The 23,418-nt window shown below is 71.9% G+C and carries 10 protein-coding genes; 2 read left to right on the top strand and 8 right to left on the bottom strand.

What is annotated here, in order from left to right; translation table 11 throughout:
• Positions 1–181: 181 nt before the first annotated feature.
• The 6 genes from ACF08W_RS31185 to ACF08W_RS31160 all read right to left on the bottom strand — a co-directional run bounded on the left by ACF08W_RS31185 (position 182) and on the right by ACF08W_RS31160 (position 19,717).
• Entirely contained in the window at positions 182–7,264 is a 7,083-nt protein-coding gene (locus tag ACF08W_RS31185) for an amino acid adenylation domain-containing protein (RefSeq protein WP_392281319.1), read from the bottom strand.
• A complete protein-coding gene (locus ACF08W_RS31180) occupies positions 7,261–15,453 on the bottom strand; it encodes an amino acid adenylation domain-containing protein (RefSeq protein ID WP_392281318.1) in 8,193 nt (2,730 codons plus the stop codon). The genes ACF08W_RS31185 and ACF08W_RS31180 overlap by 4 nt, the downstream gene beginning before the upstream one ends.
• A gap of 124 nt (positions 15,454–15,577) precedes the next feature.
• Positions 15,578–16,834, bottom strand: coding sequence for a glutamate synthase-related protein (locus tag ACF08W_RS31175; protein ID WP_385216665.1), 1,257 nt, complete (start codon positions 16,832–16,834; stop codon positions 15,578–15,580).
• A complete protein-coding gene (locus tag ACF08W_RS31170) occupies positions 16,831–17,847 on the bottom strand; it encodes an asparagine synthetase A (protein WP_385216668.1) in 1,017 nt (338 codons plus the stop codon). The genes ACF08W_RS31175 and ACF08W_RS31170 overlap by 4 nt, the downstream gene beginning before the upstream one ends.
• Positions 17,844–19,205: a methylaspartate mutase gene (locus ACF08W_RS31165; protein ID WP_352280796.1), complete on the bottom strand. Its 1,362-nt coding sequence runs from the start codon at positions 19,203–19,205 to the stop codon at positions 17,844–17,846. Before ACF08W_RS31165 ends, ACF08W_RS31170 begins: the two co-directional genes overlap by 4 nt.
• 59 nt (positions 19,206–19,264) lie before the next feature.
• Positions 19,265–19,717 (bottom strand): cobalamin-dependent protein, encoded by a 453-nt coding sequence (locus tag ACF08W_RS31160; RefSeq protein ID WP_352280788.1) that lies wholly within the window; start codon positions 19,715–19,717, stop codon positions 19,265–19,267.
• Positions 19,718–19,970: 253 nt separating this feature from the next.
• On the opposite strand from ACF08W_RS31160, the gene ACF08W_RS31155 reads away from it, so the two are divergent.
• The gene (locus tag ACF08W_RS31155) at positions 19,971–20,252 is read left to right on the top strand and encodes a hypothetical protein (RefSeq protein WP_352280786.1); all 282 of its coding nucleotides are present in this window, start codon (positions 19,971–19,973) and stop codon (positions 20,250–20,252) included.
• Between the two features lie 141 nt (positions 20,253–20,393).
• A complete protein-coding gene (locus tag ACF08W_RS31150) occupies positions 20,394–20,606 on the top strand; it encodes an MbtH family NRPS accessory protein (protein ID WP_352280784.1) in 213 nt (70 codons plus the stop codon).
• 302 nt (positions 20,607–20,908) lie between these two features.
• Here the strand turns inward: ACF08W_RS31150 and ACF08W_RS31145 are convergent, their stop codons facing one another.
• Both ACF08W_RS31145 and ACF08W_RS31140 read right to left on the bottom strand, forming a co-directional pair.
• Positions 20,909–21,835, bottom strand: coding sequence for an ornithine carbamoyltransferase (locus ACF08W_RS31145; protein ID WP_385216681.1), 927 nt, complete (start codon positions 21,833–21,835; stop codon positions 20,909–20,911).
• 90 nt (positions 21,836–21,925) lie between these two features.
• Positions 21,926–23,287 carry a helix-turn-helix domain-containing protein gene (locus ACF08W_RS31140; RefSeq protein WP_392281317.1) on the bottom strand — a complete coding sequence of 454 codons (1,362 nt, stop codon included), beginning with the start codon at positions 23,285–23,287 and terminating at the stop codon, positions 21,926–21,928.
• Positions 23,288–23,418: the final 131 nt, after the last annotated feature.

The raw sequence follows: 23,418 nt of genomic DNA, 5'->3' as shown, positions 1-23,418 counted from the left end.
TTCCTTGACTTTCTGTCGCCGGGAGCTGGGGCCTGCGGATGACCTCACGCTATGCGGGCGACGAGTCCCTGCCCGGCGGAGGAAGCGGCAGCCCGCGGGCAATTGGGGGTGCCGGTCCGCCGCACGCGAAGGTGCCCGGCCCCGCCGTGATCGGCGGGTCCGGGCACCTGGGGGGCGTGGGTCAGTGGCGCACCCCCCGCAGTTCCTCGGCCAGGATCTTCCCTATCTCGCGCAGGGGTTCGGCCGTGGTCATGTCCCAGTGCTCGCAGTCGATGTCGTACTCCTCGACGCGGCCCCGGACATGGGGGGCCCAGGCCTGGGACCCGGTGCTCGCGGCGGGGGTGCGGGCGGCGTTGAAGAACACCGCGTCGCCGCCGAACCGGCGCCGGGGCACGTACCGGTAGCGCATCTCCAGGTTGGCGGCGGTCGCGGTGACGACCGCGGCGGCCTGGTCGGGTTCGAGTGCGCCGAGAACGGCGTCCTCGGCGCGCAGGACGGCGGCCAGTTCCCCGGCGTCCGGGGCGGTGTCGGCGCACCGTACGCCGATGTCGGCGCCGCGACCGCCGAGCAGGGCGGTCAGCACCTCCCGGCCGGTGATGACGGGTGCCCGGAATCCGTCGGGCAGCGGGTAGGAGTCGAGCAGGGCCAGCAGGGCGACCTCCTCGCCCTGCTCCTCCAGCCGGGCGGCGATGGCCTGCGCGACCAGCCCGCCGAACGACCAGCCGAGCAGGTGGTACGGGCCGTGGGCCTGGGCCGACCGGATCTGGGCCACATAGCTCTCGGCCATCTCCTCGATGTCGGCGGGCCGGTCCGCGGGGTGGGTCAGCTCGCGGGCCTGGAGGCCGAGGAGCGGCCGCCGGCCGATGTGCCGGAGCAGTCCGGCGTACGACCAGCTCATCCCGGAGATCGCGTGGACGCAGAAGAGCGGGGCCTCGGTGGAGGCGGCGGACGCGGCCCGGATCGGGAGGAGTGTCTCCATCGGGTCGCCGCCGGTGCTGGTGGCGATGTGTTCGGCGAGCAGGACGGGGGTCGGGCACTGGAACAGGTCGCGGATGGTGACCTTGGTGTCCCAGATGGAGCGGATGCGGCCGATGAGCCGGGTGGCGAGCAGGGAGTGCCCGCCGAGCTGGAAGAAGTGGTCGTCGATGGTGACCTGGCCGAGGCCCAGGACGTCCGCGTAGAGGCCGCAGAGCACTTCCTCGGCGGGGGTGCGCGGGGCCCGGCCGCCGGCCGTGTCGGCCTGCGCCGGTTCGGGCAGGGCGCGCCGGTCGAGCTTGCCGTTGACGGTCAGCGGCAGCGCGTCCAGCGGCACGATGGTGGCGGGGACCATGTATTCGGGCAGGGCGGCCACCGCGTGCCGGCGCAGCTCGGGAAGGTCGGGTTCGGCGCCCTCGACGGGCACCACGTACGCCACCAGTCGTTTGTCGCCGGGCCGGTCCTCGCGGATCAGCACCGCCACCTGGGCGAGGGAGGGGTGCCGCAGCAGCGCCGATTCGATCTCACCCGGCTCGATGCGGAAGCCCCGCAACTTGATCTGCTGGTCGGCCCGGCCGAAATACTCCAGGGCTCCGTCCTGGCTCCAGCGGGCCAGGTCGCCGGTGCGGTACATCCGTGAGCCGGGTGCGCCGTGCGGGTCGGCGACGAAGCGTTCCGCGCTGAGCGCGGGCTGCCCGATGTAGCCGTGGGCGAGGCCGTGGCCGGCGACGTAGAGCTCGCCGGGGACGCCGGGCGGCAGCATCCGGAGGTTCTCATCCAGGACGTAGGCGTGCTTGCCGGCGATGGGGCGGCCGATCGGGATGGCGGGGGCGGGTCCGGTGAGGGTGTGGGTGGTGGTGAAGCCCATGCTCTCGGCGGGCCCGTAGCCGTTGACGAGGTGGAGGTGGGGGTGGTCGGCGAGGGCGCGGGCGGTGTGGGCGGGCGAGGCGGCCTCGCCCGCGGTCATGGCCTCCTTGATCCGGGAGAAAACCGCCGGGTGCTCGTCGAGCATGTGGTTGAAGAGGCTCGCCGACATCTGGAGGGTGGTGATGCCGTGCTGTTCGACGAGTTCGGCGATCTGGTGCGGGTCGGTGTGCTGGCCGGGCTGGAGGACGCAGACTCCGCCGTGGAGCAGGGGTCCGAAGACCTCCAGGGCGAAGGCGTCCCAGGAGACCGGGGAGCTCTGCAGATAGGTCTGGCCGGGGCCGAAGTCCAGGTAGTCGGGGCCGATGAAGGTGGCGGCGAGCGCCCGGTGCGAGGCGGCGACGCCCTTGGGCATGCCGGTGGATCCGGAGGTGAACATCACGCAGGCGATGGACTCGGGGTGCCCGCCGGTCTCCACCGGTGTTCCGGGCAGGGCGCTGATCGCGGGAATCTCCTCGGTGAGGTCGATCAGGGTGGCCCGGGTGGACAGGGGGGTGAGGTGGGCCTGGGTGACGAGGGCCGCCGGGCCGGTCTGGCCGAGGACGGTGTTCAGCCGGTCGGCCGGGAACTGCGGGTCGAGCAGGGTGTATCCGGCTCCGGCCTTCAGCGCGGCGAGCAGGGTGGCGACGAGTTGCGGGGAGCGTTCGACGTGGATGGCGACGATGCTGCCGGGGGTGACGCCGCGCCAGGTGAGGTGGCGGGCCAGCCGGTTCGACCAGATGTCGAGTTCCTCGTAGGTGATCCGCTGCTCCTCGTGGACCAGGGCGACGGAGTGCGGGGTGCGCCGGGCCTGTTCGACGAAGAGCGCGTCGAGTCCGAGGGCGGGGGGCTGGGTCCGTGCGCCGCTCCACTCCCGCAGTTGCTCCCGCTCCTGCCCGGAGACCATCTCCAGGGCGCCGAGCGGCAGGTCGGGGCCGGCGACTGCGCCGGTGAGGAGCCGGACGAGCCGGTCGGCGGCGGTGGTGACGGTCCGTGCGTCGTAGAGGTCGGTGGTGTACTCGATCATGATGTCGAGGCCGTCGGGCCGGCCGTCCGGGGTCCGGTTCTCGGCGAACGCGAAGGTGAGGTCGAACTTGGCGACGGCGACCGGCGGGAAGTCGAAGCCGGTCTCCAGCCCGGCCAGTTGCGGCGGTGCGCCGCCGGTGTCGCCGACGGTGAGCATGACCTGGAAGAGCGGGTGGCGGGCGCTGGTGCGTTCCGGGTTGAGCGCTTCGACGATCCGGTCGAAGGGCAGGTCCTGGTGGGCCCAGGCGGCGAGGTCGGTCTCCCGGACCCGGGTGAGCAGTTCGCGGAAGGTGGGGTCTCCGCTGGTGTCGGTGCGCAGGACCAGGGTGTTGACGAAGAAGCCGACGAGGTCGTCGAGCTTCTGGTCGGTGCGTCCGGCGACGGGTGAGCCGAGCGGGATGTCGTGTCCGGCGCCGGACCGGGAGAGCAGGGTCGCCACGGCGGCCTGGGCCACCATGAACAGGGTGGTGCCGGTCTCCTGGGCCAGCTCGGTCAGCGCGGTGTGCAGTTCGGCGGAGCAGCGCACGGCATGGGTGCGGCCCTTGTTGGAGGCGACGGCCGGGCGGGCGTGGTCGGTGGGGAGGGTGGCCTCCTCGGGCAGGTCGGCGAGGACCCCGCGCCAGTGGTCGAGCTGGCGTTCCTCGACGTCGGCCAGGAGGCGCCGCTGCCAGAGGGAGTAGTCGGCGTACTGGACGGGCAGCGGCTCCCAGGCGGGGGCGGTGCCGCCGGTGCGGGCCTCGTAGGCGGTGGCGAGGTCGCGGAAGAGCGGCCCGTTGGACCAGCCGTCGGAGGCGATGTGGTGGATGACGAGCCCGAGCACGTGGTCGTCGGCCCCGGTCCGCAGCAGTCGGGCCCGCAGCGGCGGTTCCGCCGCCAGGTCGAAGGTCCGGCCGGCCAGGTCGGCCAGGTGCTGGTCGAGTTCCTCCTCGGTGGTCTCGGTCAGGGGCAGTTCGAGGTCGGCCGGCGGCAGGATGTGCTGGTGCGGGGTCCCTTCGTGGACGGGGAAGACGGTGCGCAGTCCCTCGTGACGGGTGGTGAGGTCGGTGAGCGCCAGCCGCAGCGCCTCCCGGTCCAACGTCCCCTTCAGCCGCAGCGCGAGGGGAATGTTGTACGTGGCGGACGGCCCCTCCATCTGGTCGAGGAACCAGAGCCGCTGCTGCGCCGACGACAGCGGTACGCGCTCCGGACGCTCCTCGGCCATCAGCGCGGGGCGCCGGGCCTCGCTGTTCTCGGCGGCGATCCGTTCGGCGAGCTGGGCGACGGTGGCGTACTGGAACAGGTCCCGGATGGTGATCTCGGTCTCCCACACCGCCCGGATGCGGCTGATGAGCCGGGTGGCGAGCAGGGAGTGTCCGCCGCGCCGGAAGAAGTGGTCGTCGATGGTGACCGACGGGAGTCCGAGGACGGCGGCGAAGAGTCCGCAGAGGACTTCCTCGGCGGGTGTCCGGGGTGCCCGGCCGTCGGTGCCGGTGGTGTGGAGCGGGGCGGGCAGGGCGCGCCGGTCGACCTTGCCGTTGGTGGTGAGCGGGATCGCGTCGAGGACCATGAAGGCGGACGGGACCATGTACTCGGGCAGGGCGCCGGCGATCTCGCGGTGCACCTCCTCGGTGTCGATCCGGGCGCCGTCGGCGGCGACCAGGTAGGCGACGAGGCGTTTGTCGCCGGGCCGGTCCTCGCGGACCATGACGGTGGCCTGGCCCACGCTCGGGTGGGCGGCCAGGGCGCTCTCGATCTCGCCGAGTTCGATGCGGAAGCCGCGGAGCTTGATCTGCTGGTCGGCCCGGCCCAGGTATTCGAGGGAGCCCTCCCGGTTCCACCGGACCAGGTCCCCGGTGCGGTACATGCGGGTGCCGGCCGGGCCGTACGGGTCGGCGACGAAGCGTTCGGCGGTCAGCGAGGCGCGGTTGAGGTAGCCCTGGGCGAGACCGGCTCCGGCGATGTACAGCTCGCCGGGGGCGCCGGGCGGGGCGAGCCCCAATGCTTCGTCGAGGACGTACAACCGGTGGTTGTCCAGGGCCTCGCCGATCGGAATCGCGCCCGCCTGGTCGAGGGGGCGGTGGATGCGGTGGGTGGCGGCGAAGGTGGTGGTCTCGGTCGGGCCGTAGCCGTTGACGACGGTGGTGTCGGGGCAGTGGTCCATGACCCGGCGGACCGCCTCGGGCGGGACGACGTCACCACCGGCCCACACCTCCCGCACCCCGGCGAACGCGCCGGGGGCCTCCTCGGCCATGACCCGGAAGAGCCCGGCGGTCATCCAGAGGGCGGTGATCCGGTGCTCGGAGAGCAGCCGTTGGTAGTCGGCGGGGGCGAGGTGGCCGCGCGGGGCCACGACGACCGTCCGGCCGTTCAGCCAGGGCACCCAGATCTCGTACGTCGACGCGTCGAAGGCGGCCGGCGAGTGGAAGAGGACCCGCCGGTGGTTGCCGTTGCCGTACATGGTCTGCGCGGCCAGGTCGGCGACGTTGCGGTGGGTGACCGCGACGCCCTTCGGGACCCCGGTCGAGCCGGAGGTGAACATCGCGTACACCGGCTGGTCGGGGTGGATGGTGTGGTCGGGGGCGGTGGCGGGCAGCCGGTCGAGGTCGAGGTCCTCGCCCAGGACGATGACCTGGGCCTCGGTGTCGAGGACGACTTGGTGGTCGGCGAGGGCCCGGTCGGTGAGGACGACCGGGGCCCGGGTGTCGGCGAGGATCTGGACGAGCCGGCTGTCCGGGTCGGTGGTGTTCAGCGGGGCGTAGACGGCTCCGGCCTTGACCACGGCGAGCAGGGCGGTGAGCAGGTCGGTCGAGCGTTCCATCAGGACGGCGACGACGTCGTGGCGCCGGACGCCGGTGTTGACGAGGTGGTGGGCGAGCCGGTTGGTGACGTCGTCGAGTTCGGCGTAGGTCAGGTCGTGGTCCTCGTCGACGAGGGCGATGGCGTCGGGGGTGCGGGCGGCCTGCGCGGAGAACAGCTCCGCGAGGCTGAGGTCCGGGCTGCCGGTGGCGGTGCCGCCGCGCTCCTCCAGGAGCAGCCGCCGCTCGTGCTCGCCGAGGAGGTCGAGGACGGAGAGCGGGGTGTCGGGCGAGGTGACCACGGCTTCCAGCAGCCGGTTCAGCCGCGCCATCAGGGCGTCGATGGTCGGGGCGTCGTAGAGGTCGGTGGCGTACTCGATGGTGATGTCCAGGCCGTCGGGGCGGCCGTCGCGGGTGCGGTGCTCGGCGAAGCCGAACGTCAGGTCGAACTTGGCGATCTGGAGGGACCGGTATTCGGTACGGGCGTCGAGCCCGGGGAACCCGATGGCGTCGGACCCGGCCTCGCCCATGGTGAGCATCACCTGGAAGAGCGGGTGGCGGGAGGCGGAGCGTTCGGGGTTCAGCACCTCGACGAGCCGGTCGAAGGGCAGGTCCTGGTTGTCCCAGGCGGCCAGGTCGGTCCTGCGGGCCCGGGAGAGCAGTTCGCGGAAGCTCGGGTCGCCGGTCAGGTCGGTGCGGAGCACCAGGGTGTTGACGAAGAAGCCGACGAGTCCGTCGAGCGCCTCGTCGATGCGCCCGGAGACCGGCGAGCCGATCGGGATGTCGTGCCCGGCGCCGGAGCGGGACAGGACGGTCGCCACGGCGGCCTGGACGGCCATGAACAGGGTGGCGCCGGATTCCCGGGCGAGGTGGGTGAGCCCGATGTGGAGTTCGGCGGGCAGCCGGACGTCGCAGGTCGCGCCAACGTACGAGGCGGAGGCGGGGCGGGGCCGGTCGGCCGGCAGGGTGGCCTCCTCGGGCAGACCGTCCAGGGTCTGCCGCCAGAACTCCAGCTGGCGCGCCCCGGCGCTCTCCGGGTCGTCGCCGTCGCCGAGGAGTTCCTGCTGCCAGAGGGTGTAGTCGGCGTACTGGACCGGCAGCGGCTCCCAGGCGGGGGCCGTGCCCCTGGCGCGGGCCTCGTAGGCGGTGGCGAGGTCTTCGAGGAGCGGGGCGGTCGAGCCGCCGTCGGACACGATGTGGTGCATCACGACGAGCAGGACGTGCTCCCGCTCGCCGAGGGCGATCAGGCGGGCCCGCAGCGGCAGGTCCTTCTCCAGGTGGAAGACCTGCGCGGACTCCTCGGTGAGGACGGCCTGGAGCGTTTCGTCGTCGGCCGGGACGACGGGCAGCGGGAGTTCGACGTCCTCCTCCGCCAGGATGTGCTGGTACGGGGTGCCGTCCTGGTCGGGGAAGAGGGTGCGCAGGCTCTCGTGTCTGCCGACCACGTCCAGGAGCGCCGAGTGGAGGGCCCCGCGGTCGAGGTCACCACCGAGCCGGACCGCGAGCGGGATGTTGTAGGTGGTGGACGGCCCTTCCATCTGCGCGATGAACCAGAGCCGCTGCTGGGCGAAGGACAAGGGAATCACTTGGTCACTCCCATCCGGCGCATCGGCCGAAGTTTGGGCCGTGCGGCCCCGCCGGCGTCGAGCTTCTCGACGAGCGTGGCCACGATCGGGTTTTCGAAGAGGGTCGCGACGGAGAGTTCGACTCCGAGCGCGGTACGGATCCGGCCGACGAGCCGGGTGGCGAGGAGCGAGTGCCCGCCGAGGTCGAAGAAGTGGTCGTCGATGGTGGCCGAGGGAAGTCCGAGGATCTCCGCGAAGAGTCCGCAGAGCACTTCCTCCCGGGCGTTGCGCGGGGCGCGTCCGGCGGGTGCGCTGTCGATCTGCGGGGCGGGCAGGGCGCGCCGGTCGACCTTGCCGTTGACGGTGAGCGGGATCGCGTCGAGGACCACGAAGGCGGACGGGACCATGTAGTCGGGCAGCAGCCCGGCCATCTGCCGCTGCAGGTCGGCGGTTTCGGCCCCGGCGCTCTCCTCGGCGGCGACCAGGTAGGCGACGAGGCGCTTGTCGCCGGGCCGGTCCTCACGGACGACCACGGTGGCCTGGGCGACACCCGGAAGGCCGGCGAGGACGGTCTCGATCTCGGCGAGTTCGATGCGGAAGCCGCGGAGCTTGACCTGCTGGTCGGCCCGGCCCAGGTATTCGAGGGAGCCCTCCCGGTTCCACCGGACCAGGTCCCCGGTGCGGTACATCCGGGCACCGGCCGGACCGTACGGGTCGGCGACGAACCGGTCCGCCGTCAGCTGCGGCCGGTCCAGGTACCCCTGGGCCAGCCCCGCACCCGCGATGTACAGCTCACCCGGCGTACCCGGCGGCACCAGCCGCAACCCCTCGTCCAGAACGTACAACCGGTGGTTGTCCAACGGCTCACCGATCGGAATCGCACCCGCATGGTCCAGGGGGCGGCGGATGCGGTGGGTGGTCGCGAAGGTGGTGGTCTCCGTGGGGCCGTAGCCGTTGACGACGGTGGTGTCGGGGCAGCGGTCCATGACCCGGCGCACGGCCTCGGGCGGGACGACGTCGCCACCGGCCCACACCTCCCGCACCCCCGCGAACGCCTCCGGGATCTCCTCCGCCATGAGCCGGAAGAGCCCGGCGGTGAGCCAGATCGAGGTGATCCGGTGCTGGGTCAGCAGCCGTACGTAGTCGGCCGGGGCGAGGTGGCCGGCGGGGGCGACGACGAGCGTGCCGCCGTTGAGCCAGGGCACCCACATCTCGTACGTCGACGCGTCGAACGCCATCGCCGAGTGGAACAGCACCCGGCCATGGTTCCCATTGGCGTACATCGACTGCGCCGCCAGATCGGCGACGTTGCGGTGGGTGACCGCGACCCCCTTCGGAACCCCGGTCGAACCCGAGGTGAACATCGCGTACACCGGCTGGTCCGGATGGACCACCACCCCCGGATCCGACGACGCCACCGCCTCACCCGCCACCGGCCCCAACACCCGCACACCCGCAGGCACCGCCACCGACCCCGGGTCACGATCGGTGACCAGATGAGTGACACCCGACTGACCGACGATCAACTCCACCCGCTCCGCCGGATAACGGGTGTCCAACGGCACATACACCGCACCCGCCTTCACCACCGCCAGCGTCGTCACCACCGCGGCAACCGACCGCTCCTGGAACAGCGCGACCCGACTCCCCGGCCGCACCCCCTCCCCGATCAACCGGTACGCCGCACCATTCGCCAACCCGTCCAGCTCACGGTAGGAAAGCTCACGCCCCTCCCCCACCACCGCCACCGCATCCGGCGTCCGCACCACCTGCGCCGCGAACAACCCACCCAGTCCCCCATCAGGAACCTCGGTCACCCTGCCCGCCCACTCCTCAAGAAGCAGACCGCGCTCACCCGGCGCCAACAACTCCAACTCACCCACCGGAACATCCGGCGCCACCACCACCGCATCCAACAACCGCACCAGACGCTCACCCGCCGACTCCGCCGTACGGGCATCGAACAGATCCGTCGCGTACTCGATGGTGATGTCCAGACCGGACGGACGGCCATCCGGGGTGTGGTGCTCGGTGAAGATGAACGTGAGGTCGAACTTGGCGGTCTCCACCTTGGAGAACTCGTACGACGCTTCCAGCCCCGGGAGTTCGGGGGCCTCGGCGGACGTGTCGCTGACGGTCAGCATGACCTGGAAGAGAGGGTGGCGGGCGGTGGTGCGCTCCGGGTTCAACGCCTCGACCAGCCGGTCGAACGGCAGGTCCTGATGGCTCCAGGCCGCCAGGTCGGTCTCCCGGACCCGGTCCAGAAGCTCCCGGAACGTCGGATCACCACTCGTGTCGGTCCGCAGGACCAAGGTGTTGACGAAGAAGCCCACCAGATCGTCCAGCGCCGGATCGGTGCGTCCGGCGACGGGTGAGCCGAGCGGGATGTCGTGCCCCGCACCGGACCGGGACAGCAGCGTCGACACCGCGGCCTGGGCCACCATGAACAGGGTGGTGCCGGTGTGCTGGGCCAGGGCGCCGAGCGCTTCGTGCAGCTCGGGCGAGCAGTGCACGGTGTGCATGGTGCCCTTGTTGGAGGCGACGGCCGGCCGGGCGTGGTCGGTGGGAAGCGTGACCTCCTCGGGAAGGTCCGCCAACGCGGAGCGCCAGTAGTCGAGTTGCCGTTCCTCGTCACTCCCCAGAAGACGCTGCTGCCAGAGGGAGTAGTCGGCGTACTGGACCGGCAGCGGCTCCCAGGCGGGGGCGGTGCCGCCGGTGCGGGCCGTGTAGGCGGTGGCCAGGTCGCGGAGGAGCGGCCCGTTGGACCAGCCGTCCGAGGCGATGTGGTGGATGACCACCAGGAGGATGTGCTCCTGCTCGCCGAGCGCGAGCAGGTGGCAACGGATCGGTCGCTGGACGGACAGGTCGAAGGTGCCCGCGGACAGCTCCGCCAGTCGTGCGGTGGCTTCCTCCTCGGAGGTTTCGGTCAGGGGGAGTTCGAGGTCGGCCGGGGGCAGGATGTGCTGGTGCGGGGTTCCCCCGTCGGTGGGGAAGACGGTGCGCAGTCCCTCGTGACGGGTGGTGAGGTCGGTGAGCGCCAGCCGCAGCGCCTCCCGGTCCAACGTCCCCTTCAGCCGCAGCGCGAGGGGAATGTTGTACGTGGCGGACGGCCCCTCCATCTGGTCGAGGAACCAGAGCCGCTGCTGCGCCGACGACAGCGGTACGCGCTCCGGACGCTCCTCGGGCACCAGCGCGGGGCGGGGCTGTTCGCCGCTGCCCGCGGTGACGCACTCGGAGAGCGCGAGCACCGTGGGGTTGCGGAACAGGTCCTTCACCCCGAGCTGGACGCCGAACGCGCGCCGGATGCGGCTGATCAGCCGGGTGCCGAGCACCGAGTGGCCGCCCCGGTGGAAGAAGTGGTCGTCGATGGTGACCGAGGGAAGTCCGAGGACGGCGGCGAAGAGTCCGCAGAGCACTTCTTCCTGCGGGGTGCGCGGGGCGCGTCCGTTGGTGGTGAGGGCGACCTGCGGGGCGGGCAGGGCGCGCCGGTCGACCTTGCCGTTGACGGTGAGCGGGATCGCGTCGAGGACCATGAGGACGGACGGGACCATGTACTCGGGCAGGGCCCCGGAGACCTGACCGCGTACCTCGGTGACATCGATCCGGGCGCCGTCGGCGGCGACCAGGTAGGCGACGAGGCGCTTGTCGCCGGGCCGGTCCTCGCGGACGACCACGGTGGCCTGGCCCACGTCGGCGTGTGCGGTCAGTGCGGTCTCGATCTCGGCGAGTTCGATGCGGAAGCCGCGGAGCTTGACCTGCTGGTCGGCCCGGCCCAGGTATTCGAGGGAGCCCTCCCGGTTCCACCGGACCAGGTCACCGGTGCGGTACATCCGGGCACCGGCCGGACCGTACGGGTCGGCGACGAACCGGTCCGCCGTCAGCTGCGGCCGGTCCAGGTACCCCTGGGCCAGCCCCGCACCCGCGATGTACAGCTCGCCCGGCGTGCCCGGCGGCACCAGCCGCAACCCCTCGTCCAGAACGTACAACCGGTGGTTGTCCAACGGCTCACCGATCGGAATCGCACCCGCATGGTCCAGGGGGCGGCGGACGTGGTGGGTCGCGGCGAAGGTGGTGGTCTCGGTCGGGCCGTAGCCGTTGACGACCGTGATCTCCGGGCAGTGCGCCAGTACGCTGCGTACGGCCTCGGGCGGGACGACGTCGCCACCGGCCCACACCTCCCGCACCCCCGCGAACGCCTCCGGGGACTCCTCCGCGATGACCCGGAACAGTCCGGCCGTCAGCCACAGCGCGGTGATGCCGTGCCGGGCGATCAGCTCCTGGTACGCCGCCGCGTCGAGGTGGCCGGCGGGGGCGACGACGAGCGTTCCGCCGTTGAGCCAGGGCACCCACATCTCGTACGTCGACGCGTCGAACGCCATCGCCGAGTGGAACAGCACCCGGCCATGGTTCCCATTGGCGTACATCGACTGCCCGGCCAGATCGGCGACGTTGCGGTGGGTGACCGCGACCCCCTTCGGGACCCCGGTCGAACCCGAGGTGAACATCGCGTACACCGGCTGGTCCGGATGGACCACCACCCCCGGATCCGACGACGCCACCGCCTCACCCGCCACCGGCCCCAACACCCGCACACCCGCAGGCACGGCCACCGACCCCGGGTCACGATCGGTGACCAGATGAGTGACACCGGACTGACCGACGATCAACTCCACCCGCTCCGCCGGATAACGGGTGTCCAACGGCACATACACCGCACCCGCCTTCACCACCGCCAGCGTCGTCACCACCGCGGCAACCGACCGCTCCTGGAACAGCGCGACCCGACTCCCCGGCCGCACCCCCTCCCCGATCAACCGGTACGCCGCACCATTCGCCAACGCATCCAGCTCACGATAGGAAAGCTCACGCCCCTCCCCCACCACCGCCACCGCATCCGGCGTCCGCACCACCTGCGCCGCGAACAACCCACCCAGTCCCCCATCAGGAACCTCGGTCACCCTGCCCGCCCACTCCTCAAGAAGCAGACCGCGCTCACCCGGCGCCAACAACTCCAACTCACCCACCGGAACATCCGGCGCCACCACCACCGCGTCCAACAACCGCACCAGACGCTCACCCGCCGACTCCGCCGTACGGGCATCGAACAGATCCGTCGCGTACTCGATGGTGATGTCCAGACCACCGGGCCGACCGTCCGCGTCCCGGTGCTCCGCGAAGGAGAACGTGAGGTCGAACTTGGCGACCCGCAGCCAGGTGAACTCCGACTCGGTCTCCAGCCGTTCGGCGACGAGCGTCGGAGTGGCGGCGTCGGTCAGGGTCAGCATGACCTGGAAGAGGGGGTGGCGGGCGGTGGTGCGCTCCGGGTTCAACGCCTCGACCAGCCGGTCGAACGGCAGGTCCTGATGGCTCCAGGCCGCCAGGTCGGTCTCCCGGACCCGGTCCAGAAGCTCCCGGAACGTCGGATCACCACTCGTGTCGGTCCGCAACACCAGGGTGTTGACGAAGAAGCCCACCAGATCGTCCAGCGCCTGGTCCGTGCGGCCCGCGATGGGCGAGCCGAGCGGGATGTCGTGCCCGGCACCGGACCGGGACAGCAGCGTCGACACCGCGGCCTGGGCCACCATGAAGATCGAGGCCCCGGTCTCGCGGGCCAGTTCCGCGAGTGCGGCGTGGCTCTCCTCGGAGAGGTGCACGGTGTGGGTGGCGCCCTGGTAGGAGGCGACGGCCGGCCGGGGCCGGTCGGACGGCAGGGTGACCTCTTCCGGCAGGTCGGCCAGCGTCCTTCGCCAGTAGTCGAGTTGACCGGCGGCGACACTGTCCTGGTCCGCCGGGTCACCGAGGACGTCGCGGTGCCAGAGGGTGTAGTCGGCGTACTGGGCGGGCAGCGGCTCCCAGGCGGGGCGTTCGCCCCGGGAGCGGGTCGCGTACGCGGTGCTCAGGTCGCGCATGAGCGGCTGGTAGGACCAGCCGTCGGAGACGATGTGGTGCATGACCACCAGGAGTACGGACTCCCGCTCGCCGAGGGTGAACAGCCGGGCCCGGAAGGGGAGGTCGGCGGCCAGGTCGAAGATCCGCTCGGCCTCGGCGGTCAGCAGCGCGGCGATGTCCTCCTCGGTCGCGGGGGTGGCCGGCACCTCCACCCGGACCTCGTCGGCGGGCAGGATGCGCTGGTACGTCTGCCCCTCGGCCTGGCCGAACACGGTGCGCAGGCTCTCGTGGCGCCCCGCGACGTCGGTGAACGCCGCTTCCAGGGCCGCGGTGTCGAGGGAGCCGCGGATCCGCACGGCCAGCGGGATGTTGTAGGTCGCCGAGGGGCCCTCCATCTGGTCGAGGAACCAGAGCCGCTGCTGGGCCGCGGAGAGCGGCAGCGGCTCCGGGCGCTCCTGGGCGGTCAGGGCGGGGCGGGCGGACTCGCCGCCGCCGGTGGCGACGTACTCGGCGAGCAGCGCGACGGTCGGGTACTCGAAGAACTGCCGCAGGGTGAGCTGGACGTCCAGGACCGTGCGGACCCGGCTGACCAGCCGGGTCGCCAGCAGGGAGTGGCCGCCGAGGGTGAAGAAGTCGTCGTCGATGCCGATCGACGGCAGGCCGAGGGAGTGGGCGAACAGACCGCAGAGGACTTCCTCGACGGGGTTGCGCGGGGCCCGTCCGCCGGGGGCAGCCCCGGCCCGGGGGGCGGGCAGGGCGCGCCGGTCGAGCTTGCCGTTCGGGGTCAGCGGCAGTGTGCCCATCGGGACGAGCGCCGAGGGCACCATGTACTCGACGAGCTGCTCGGCCGCGTACCGGAGGATCTCGGCCCCGTCCAGGGCGCCCTCCTCGACGGGTACGGCGTAGGCCACCAGGCGCTTGTCGCCGGGCCGGTCCTCGCGGACGACGACCGCGGCCTGGGCGACGGCGGGGTGGCGGACGAGGACGGTCTCGATCTCGCCGAGCTCGATGCGGTTGCCGCGCAGCTTGACCTGCTGGTCGGCCCGGCCCAGGAAGACGATCTCGCCGTGCTCGTTCCAGGCGGCGAGGTCGCCGGTGCGGTACATCCGGGTGCCGGCCGGGCCGTAGGGGTCGGCGGTGAAGCGCTCGGCGGTGAGGGCCGGGAGGCGGCCGTAGCCCTGGGCGAGGTGCGGGCCGGCGACGTAGAGCTCACCGGTCTCGCCGGGGGCGGTGTGGCGCAGCTCGGCGTCGAGGACGTACATGGCGGTGTTGGCCATCGGGATGCCGAGGTGCAGCCGGTCCAGGGTGCGGACCTCGGGGGTGAAGCTCTGGTAGCTGCAGAAGACAGTGGCCTCGGTGGGGCCGTAGACGTGCACGAACGTGGTGTCCGGGCAGTGGTCCATGGCGCGTTGCAGGGCGGTGGCGGACAGGACGTCGCCGCCGGTCCAGATCTCGCGCAGCTGCGCCAGCCCGTCGATGGCCTCGCTGGCCATGGCGTCGAAGAGGGCGGTGGTGAAGTAGGCGGCGGTCGCCCGGTACCGGGTGACGGCCTCGGCCAGCTCGCCGATGTCGATCTTCCGGGCGGGGAGGACGACGGCGAGTCCGCCGCGCAGCAGCGGCACCCACAGTTCGTAGGTGGAGGAGTCGAAGGGCAGCGGCGAGTAGGCGAGGACCCGTTCGTGGGCGGCGGCTCCGAAGCCCGGGTCCAGGGCGAGTTCGACGACGTTGCGGTGGGTGTTCACCACACCCTTGGGGGTGCCGCTGGAGCCGGAGGTGAACATCATGTAAAGCGGGTGGTCGGGGTGGACCTCGACGTCCGGGCCGGTGGGGGCCGTGTCGGCGGTGGCCGTGGCGTCGTCGAGCCGCAGGGCGGGCAGGCCGGCCGCGAAGCCGGTCTCGGCGGCCGGGCGGTCGGTGACCAGGAGGGTGGCGCCGGTGTTGTCGAGGATCCAGGCGAGCCGCTCGTCGGTCTGGCGGTGGTCGAGGGGGACGTAGACGCCGCCGCTCTTCAGCACGGCGAGGACCGTGACGACGTAGGCGAACGAGCGGTCGAAGAGCAGTCCGACCGCGTCGCCCGGCCGTACGCCCTCGGCGACGAGCCGGTGCGCCAGGGCGTTGGCCGCGCCGTCCAGCTCCCGGTAGGTCAGGCTGTGGTCCTCGCGGACCAGGGCGACGGCCTCGGGTGTGCGGGCCGCCTGCGCGGCGAAGAGTACGTGCAGAGCGCCCTCGGGGAGGTTCTCGGCCGTGTCGTTGTACGCGGCGACGTGCGCGGGGACGTCGGCGCTGTGGGAGAGAGCCGGATCGGTTTGCGGCTGGGACATCTCGACACCTTCTCGGTAGCTCGGATCTCGTGGTCTCGCGGCGTGCCGGGAGACCGACGGAGCCACGGTGGATGACGTGCGGTTGGTGCGAAGTGCGAAGCGGATGCGGGGTGGTGGGGCGGGGTCAGCCGGTGCGGGTGTCCGTCGGCAGCAGGACGTCCTCGGCGTCCAGGGCCGCGACGTCGTACTTACCGACGGCGCTGATCAGGAGCCGGAGTTCCAGGGCGATGGACTCGACCAGGCGGACCAGGCCGGCTTCGGTGTCCTCGTCGACGGCGAGGAGCGCGGCCCGGCCGAGGCCGACGGCGCGGGCGCCGAGCGCCAGGGCCTTGGCGGCCCGGCCGCCCTCCCAGATCCGCCCGCTGGCGAGCAGGCAGTGGTCGGTGCGGCCGATACGGGTGAGGCATTCGCCGAGCGGGAGGCCGACCTGGGAGAGGAAGGCGGTCGGCGCCCAGGCGGTGCCGCCCTCCGCGCCGTCCACGGTGACGGAGTCCGCCCCGGCCGCCCAGGCGGTGGCCGCGGCCTGCGCCACGTCGCGGCCCGGGTGCAGCTTCACCCACACCTTGGCGCGGGGGAAGTTGTTCCGCATCAGCCGGATCTGCTGGCGCAGGATCTCCTCGGTGAAGGTGCCGGGGCTGCTGACCCGGAGCACCGACTCGCTGTCGTCGCCGAACACCGGGTCCATGGCGTACTGTCCGGCGACCCGGTCGCCCGCGTCGCGGCCCAGGACGGTGAGGCCGCCGAGGCCGGGCTTGGCGCCCTGCCCCACCTTGAGTTCGAAGGCGAGGCGGCCGGTGGCCAGCAGCGGTGCGGAGACCGGGTCGCTGTAGACCAGGTTCCACACCTCGGCGTCGGCGTCCTCGGTGGACTGCTGGACCACCACGCCGCCGTGCTCGTCGTCGGCGGCGGCCGTGTAGGCGGCGATCCGGCCGATCAACGGGGAGGCCGCGGCGTCGGCCGCGGAGCGGAAGCCGTTGACGGGCACCACGTTCTCCCCGATGACCATCGGGATGCCGAGCTGTCCGGCCTGGCGTCCGGCCGCCTCGCCCAGGTCGTGGCTGGCGACCTGGGTCGAGCCGAACGCGGAGACGTAGAGCGGCAGCCGGGAGGCGAAGCCGCCGATGCGGGTGTCCAGGGCGACGTCGGTGTACAGCGGTTCGCGGGCCAGGTCGATGAGCTTCGCCAGCCGCTGCGGCATGAACACCGGCGGGACGATCCTGGCGCGTTCCAGCAGGTCGTCGGGGTCGTGGCCGGCCGGGAGGGCGCCCAGCATGCTGGAGCCGTAGGTCTTGAGCTCGGGGAAGGCGCCCGCCGCCCCGGCCCTGGCCCGGTGCCGTACCTGGGCCTCGGGGAAGCCGTCGGCGCTCAGTGTCGTGGTCATGCCGACACCACTCCGGGGAGCTTCGGGTAGGCGCTGGCCTCCCAGGCGGCGGTGCGGCCGGTGACGTACCGGGTGAAGCGCTCCAGGCCGATGCCGAAGCCGGAGCTGGCGGGGATGCCACGGCGGGCCAGGTCGAGGTACCAGCCGTACTTGGCGGGGTTCTCGCCGGTCTCCCGCATCCGGGTCACCAGGGCCGCGTAGTCGTGCTCGCGCTCGCTGCCGCTGCACAGCTCGCCGTAGCCCTCGGGGGCGATCAGGTCGAAGTTGCGCAGGATGCCGGGGCGTTCGGCGTCCTCCTGGTCGTAGAAGCCGCGCGACCCCTTGGGGTAGTCGACGACGAAGAACGGGCGGCTGGACTTGGCGGAGAGGATCTCCTCGCCCTCCCAGTCGATCTCGGCGGCCGGGTCCTGCGGGTGGCCGAGCGCCACCAGGTCCGCGGTGGCCTCCCGGTGCGTGGTGCGTCCGAAGGCGCCCTCGACGACCTCGCGGAAGGCGTCCACGTCCCGCCCCAGCAGCTCCAGGTCCTGCGGCGTCTCGCGGACGACCTCCGCCACGACGTGGGAGACGAGCCGCTCGGCCAGTTCCATCGCGTCCTCGCGGCGGGCGTCGCGGATCTCCACGTCGATCTGGTGGAACTCGGCGAGATGGCGGTGGGTGACCGCCGTCTCCAGCGGCTCCAGCCGCACGTTGGGGGCGATGTAGAAGATCTTGTCGAAGGCCAGCAGCGAAGCCTGCTTGTAGAGGATCGCGCTGGTCATCAGCTTGTACTTGTGGCCGTAGAAGTCGACGTCCACCTGCTTGGAGCCCCGGATGCCCGGGTCGGTGACCGGGCCGATGACCGGCGGCAGCAGCTCCTGGAAGCCCTGCCCGGTCAGGAAGGCGCGGGTCGCGGCGAGCATCCGGCTCTGCACCCGCAGGGTGGCACGGGTCGTCGGGGCCATCAGGTGCTGGTCGGGAGAGTCCGGGAACGGAGGGACGAAGCGGTCCGGGGACTCGGCGGTCGGGCTGGTCATGGTGCTACCTCCTGGGTGTGCTGCCGAGGGGCCGCCGGGCGACGGGCCGCCGTGGGAAGAGTGGAGCGGTGTGCGGTCCGGGGAATGACGCGGTCGTGCCGGCGCTGTACGAAGGACAGGGCGTCGAACAGTCCGGCGGCGGTGAGCCGCCGGCCGCGGTCGCGGACGGGTCCGAGGGGCATCGCCCCGATCTCGGACCAGGTGAGACGGCCGGACCCGTCGATGTGGCTCCGGGTGCGGCCCGCGTTGTCGGGGTGCAGGCAGTAGGGGACGTCGAGATATCCGCGGGCGAACGCCTTCAGCAGGGCCTGTCCCAGGTCGTCGTCCAGGTTCAGCACGGCGTCCACCAGGGCGCGGGCCTCGGCGTACACGGGGTTGTCCGCCGGGTCGCCGGCCGGAGTCGGCACGGCCGGGTTCCGGTCGGCGGCCGCCGTGCGGTGGCGGGCGGCGGCCCGCGCCGCGACCCGCAGCGCCTCGACGTTCTCCGCGACCGTGGGGATGCGGTGCGCCTCGGCGGCGGTCTTCACGATCAGCCGGGCCGCCCCGGTCTCCACGGCCAGTTCGGCCGAACGCTCCAGGAGCTCCAGGGAGCCGGTCCGGGTCTGCGGGTAGAGGCCCATGTACGTGTAGAGGACGACGTGCCATTCGGTGTCCGGCAGGAACTCGCCGGCCAGTCGACGCAGGGCGTGCACCGCCTCCCGGTCCTGGGCGGCGTTGGTCTGCTGGGCGTAGCTGAGCGAGATGCTGCGCAGTCCCGCCCGGTGGAAGAAGAGCGCCTCCAGCGCGCTGATCGCCACGAGCAGTCCGGGCGGGCAGAGCTGGCCGAGCATGCAGCCGCCGAAGGTCTCCAGGTGGGGTTCCGCCCCGGTGGAGCGCAGCCCGGCCAGGAAGTCGCAGCTCTCCTGCCAGTTGCGTACGGAGTCCAGGAGCGGGGTGCGCCCGTAGGGCAGGCAGTAGGAGACCGGGCCGCCCTCCGTCGCGTCCAGGCCCAGCCGGGCCAGCGCGGCCACGATGCGCTGGGGGCGTGCGGAGCCGTGCCGGATCTGTACCGGGAACCCGGCGTCCTCGACGCCGTCGAGGACCCAGCGGGAGGTCTGCGGGCTGTAGTGGGTGATCGGGAAGCCGTTGAGGGGGACGCCGCCGTTCAACGCGCGGGCCGCCGAGGGCTCGTCGTTGACCCGGGTGTAGCTGTCGATCGTCATCGTGCCGACGACCCCGTCGGTGGCGTTCCTGGTGGCCAGCAGGCCGGCCCGCATCAGCGCGGGGTCGGAGAAGCCCATCCGGGGCTGCACCACGAGCGTGCCGCGGGCCTGCGCCTCGGCGACGAAGCGGCCGAAGGAGTGCGGGCGGCGGTGCACGGTGGCCCGGGCGGCCGGGGGCGTCTGCTGGACCGGGGCGGTCTCCTGGACCGGGGCGGTCACCGCTCCACCTCCTTGGGGAGGGAGTCGAGGTACGACTCGAAGGCCGCGATGTCCACACCGTCCTGGAAGACCGCGTCGAAGCCGGCCCGGATGAGGGCCTTCGTCCCTTCCTCCCCGTTCCCGGACACGCCGAGCTTGCCCCCGATGACGGCGGGCAGGCCGGTGAGCTCCCAGCGCGACCGGATGGCCCCGATCAGCGGCTCGGCGTCGTGGAAACCGTGTCCGTTGACGCTGCTGACGACCAGCAGGTCGGGCTGGAGCTTGCAGCAGGACTCGACGATCTCGTCCTCGGGGACACAGGAACCCAGATTGACGACCTTGTGCCCGAGGTCTTCGATCAGCAATTGGATGTAGATGAGATTCCAGGTGTGCGAGTCGGACTGGAGTCCGGTGACAACAACGTCCAGCGGCCCGGATCGATGAGGAGCCGCACATTCCGCAGGATTCATTGTTCGCTTCGTCCACATCATTGGATGACAGGGGAGAAAGAGGTCCGGGACGAGCCCGTAACTTCCTTTCGGCCACCACCGTAGATTCGCCGCGAGGGCGATTCCGGCGCCCCCGGCGGCAACTGGGCGGCAGCAGAGCAGCAGTTGACCGAATGCCTGGTGCCGGGGTGTCGGCGGACGGCGAGACTGGCCGTACTGCACCAGCAGACCGAGCGCGCGGCACACCGCCGGCGGAAGACCGAGGAGTCACGACATGAAAGAGACCGGCCACAGTGCCCCCGCGGCGGACGTGCTCGCGGACGTCCTGGCGGAGGTGAGGGAACGGGTCGACCGGCGCGAGGCGCTCGGAGAGGCCCAGGTCGCGGTGCTCGAGGCCGCGGTGAACATCGTCCGCGCAGGCCAGCCCGGCGTCGGGGTGATGACGGTGGAGCGTTCGGAGCTGGTGCGCGAGGCGCTGGGCGCGGTGCGCGCGGCGACCGTCGCGACCGGTGTGGCGCTCACCCACACCCGTCGGGAGTCCCGGGTGGCCGCCTGACCGTACGGCCGGTGGTGCCGCCGATCTGCCCGTTCCACTGCCCGGCGGACCGGCCCGAGCCTTCTACCGTTTCATTGAGCGAAACACTCAGGCGCACCCGATGAGATCACTTTCCAACGTCGCCCAACCGAGGTGGAAATCATGGCAACCAATCCGTTCGAGGACCCCCAGGGCCGCTATGTCGTGCTGGCCAACGAAGAGGGACAGTATTCGCTGTGGCCGGCCCGGATTCAGCAGCCGGCGGGCTGGGAGCTGGTGAAGGAGGAGGCCGGAAAGCAGGAGTGCGGCGAATTCATCGAGGCCAACTGGACCGATATGCGACCGCGTTCGGTGGTCGCGGCGATGGGTGGCTGATTCCGGGGCCGCCCGTCCGGGGAAAGGACGGGTGCGAGGCACGAACACCGTGCCCCGCACCCGTCCTTTCCCTTTCCCGGTCCCACTCCCCGGTCCCACTTCCCGGGGCTCACGGTCACCGGGTGCGCGGTCACCCGGTCACCCGGTCACCCGGGCGCACGGAGCGGCCGGTCCCGGAGCACGCGCGGGCTCCCGGCGGACAGGGGTGGCCTCTGTCCGCCGGGAGCCCGTGGCGGTGTGCGGTGCGGGGTGGTGCGGGGCGTGCGGCGCGGACGTTCCCGCGGCGGACGCTCCTGCGGATGTCAGTCCTGGACGCCGACCACGCACCACTCCAGGACCGCCGCGGCGGCGGTCATCTTGTGGTGGGCCTGCCGCCAGGCCCTGCTGGCCGGGCCGTCGAGCACCTCGTCGGTGACCTCCTGGCCGCGCACGGCGGGCAGGTCGTGGAGGAAGACGGTGCGCGGGCCGGAGAAGCGGTCGAGGAACGCGCGGTCGATCTGGAAGCCCTCGAAGTCCTCGAGCCAGTCCGGGTTCTCCTTCTCCACGCCCATGGTCTGCCACCGGCTGGTGTACACGGCGTCCACCGGCCCCTCGACGTCGTCGGCCGTCACGACCTGGCTCACCAGGGCCTTGCCGCCGCTGAGTTCGGCCGCCAGGTCCAGGGTCTCCTTGGGGACCTCGTAGCCGCGCGGGCAGAGCAGGGTGACACGCAGCCCGGGGGTGAGGGCCGCGGCGAGCGCGAGGGCCGCGCCGGAGCTGTTGCCCTCGCCGACGGCGAGCAGATGCAGTCCGTCGAGCGAGCCGAACTCCTCGGTCAGGGTGGCCAGGTCGGCGATCGCCTGGGTCGGGTGCTCGTCCAGGGTCAGGGCGTTGACGACGGCCAGGTCCTCGCTGCTGCCGAGCCGGCGGATCTCCTCGACGTCCCCGTTGGTCCGCACGACCAGCGCGTCCAGGTACTGGCCCAGGACCCGGGCGGTGTCCTCGACGGTCTCGCCGGTGCTGAGCTGGAGCTCGTTCGGGCCGAAGGTGATCACGTCGGCGCCCAGGCGGGTCGCCGCGGTCCAGAAGGAGGTCCGGGTCCGGGTCGAGGACTTGCGGAAGTACGTTCCGACCTGGCGTCCGGCCAGCGGCTTCGGGACGATGCCGTCCCGGCCGAACGTGACCGCGCGCCGCACCAGGTGGTCCAGCTCGGCGGGCGTGAGGTCGGCGAGGGAGATCAGGTTGCGCATGGGTGGGGTGCCTTTCGGTACGACGGTGCGGGCAGAAGTGGTGACAGGAGCAGAAGGGGGAACGGGGCCCGTGGCCGGCACGGGCGGTCCCTATTCGGCGGGTACGGCGACCAGTTCGGCGGAGTCCGCCGTCGGCTCCGCGTCGAGCACCGCGCGGACCAGGTTGAGCACGGTGAAGCCGACCGGTTCGCCCGCGGCGGTGGGAAGCCGGCGGATCAGGCCACGGACCAGCAGGGCGTGCACGTCACGGGCGGTCCTGGCCAGGGAGGTGCCGCGGCGCCGCGCCGCACCGTCCACCGTCCACGGGTCCTCCAGCTCCGCTAGGGCGCGCAGCAGTTCGGCGGCCTGCGGGTCGAGCCCGGTCACGGCCGCGGTGAGCCGCTCCCCCAGGGTCGGTTCCGAGCCGGGGGCGGCGGGGGTGACCCCGTCGAGCAGGATCAGCGGGCTGGTCCGGGCGATGTCCAGGAGCTGGCGCGGGGAGTAGAGGAGCAGCCAGGAGGCGGCGGCCTCCAGCGCCTGGGGCATGCCGTCCAGGGCGCGGCATATGTGGGCCACGGTGGTGACGACGGAGTCGGTGGGCAGGAAGTCCGGCCGCATGTAACTGACGTGGGAGAGGGTCAGCTCGACGGCGTGCCGGTCCGCGACGAGCGATCCGCCCGGGGCCTCGGCGGCGAGATCGGCGGCGGTCGGTACCGCGAGCGGGGCCAGCGGGAGCAGTCGCCCGCCGGGCAGCTGGACGGGCCGGTCGGTGGTCGTGAGTATTTTCAGGCGTTCGCAGACCCGCAGCAGACTCAGCAGCCGAGAGGTGACAGATGGTGACACATCGTAACCATCCAGTACGATCAGCGTGTCCTTCGACCCGATGAGTGCGGCAAGTTCCTCGAATTCTTCACCGTTTCGAACGAGTGCGCGGACCCATCCCGTTACGGTCGCCTGCGGATTAGCGACGGCGCCGTCGGCACGTTCCGCATCGTCGGCCGGATCGACCCAGAGAACCGGAACCCCGTACTGGGTATGCATCACCGAGGCGGCTTCCTGGGCGAGCCGCGACTTTCCCACTCCCGGCAGACCCACCAGGGTGAGCAGCCGCTCGTGATCGGCGCGGAGCCGGGCGGTCAGCGCGTCCAGTTCCGCGCGCCGCCCGATCAGCGGGCGCAGCGGAGGGGGCGGGGTGGCGAGGCCGGTCCCGTAGATGTCCTGGAAGACTCGACCTGCGGACTTCGTGTCCACGGCGAGTTCGAGTTCGACACGCCGTGCGTCGCTGAGCCGCATGGCGTTGGCAAGCAGCTTCAGCGTCTCCCTGCGAGGGTGCTGGACCTTGCCGAGTTCCAGATCCCGAATGGCGCGCACGCTCACGGTGGAAAGACCGGCGAGCTGTTCCTGGGTGAGTCCCGCCCGCTTGCGCGCATTCTGCAGCAGAACGTCGAGCCCGGGTGCGGGCTGGGAATTCATCATTGTCTCCTAGGTCTCCACGTACTCAGAAATCGCAATGTCCGGCTACCCGACCATTCAGGACTGTCCGGAACGCACGGCCCTGAACGGGATCTTTCCGGTCCGCTCACGCTCCGTGCGCTCGGTACCTT

Origin of the sequence: Streptomyces sp. NPDC015144, from assembly GCF_043079735.1 — a bacterium.
In the GTDB taxonomy this organism is placed as follows: Bacteria; Actinomycetota; Actinomycetes; order Streptomycetales; family Streptomycetaceae; genus Streptomyces.
Note: the sequence above shows the minus strand (reverse complement) of the source record. Positions and strands in the feature narration are given on the sequence as shown.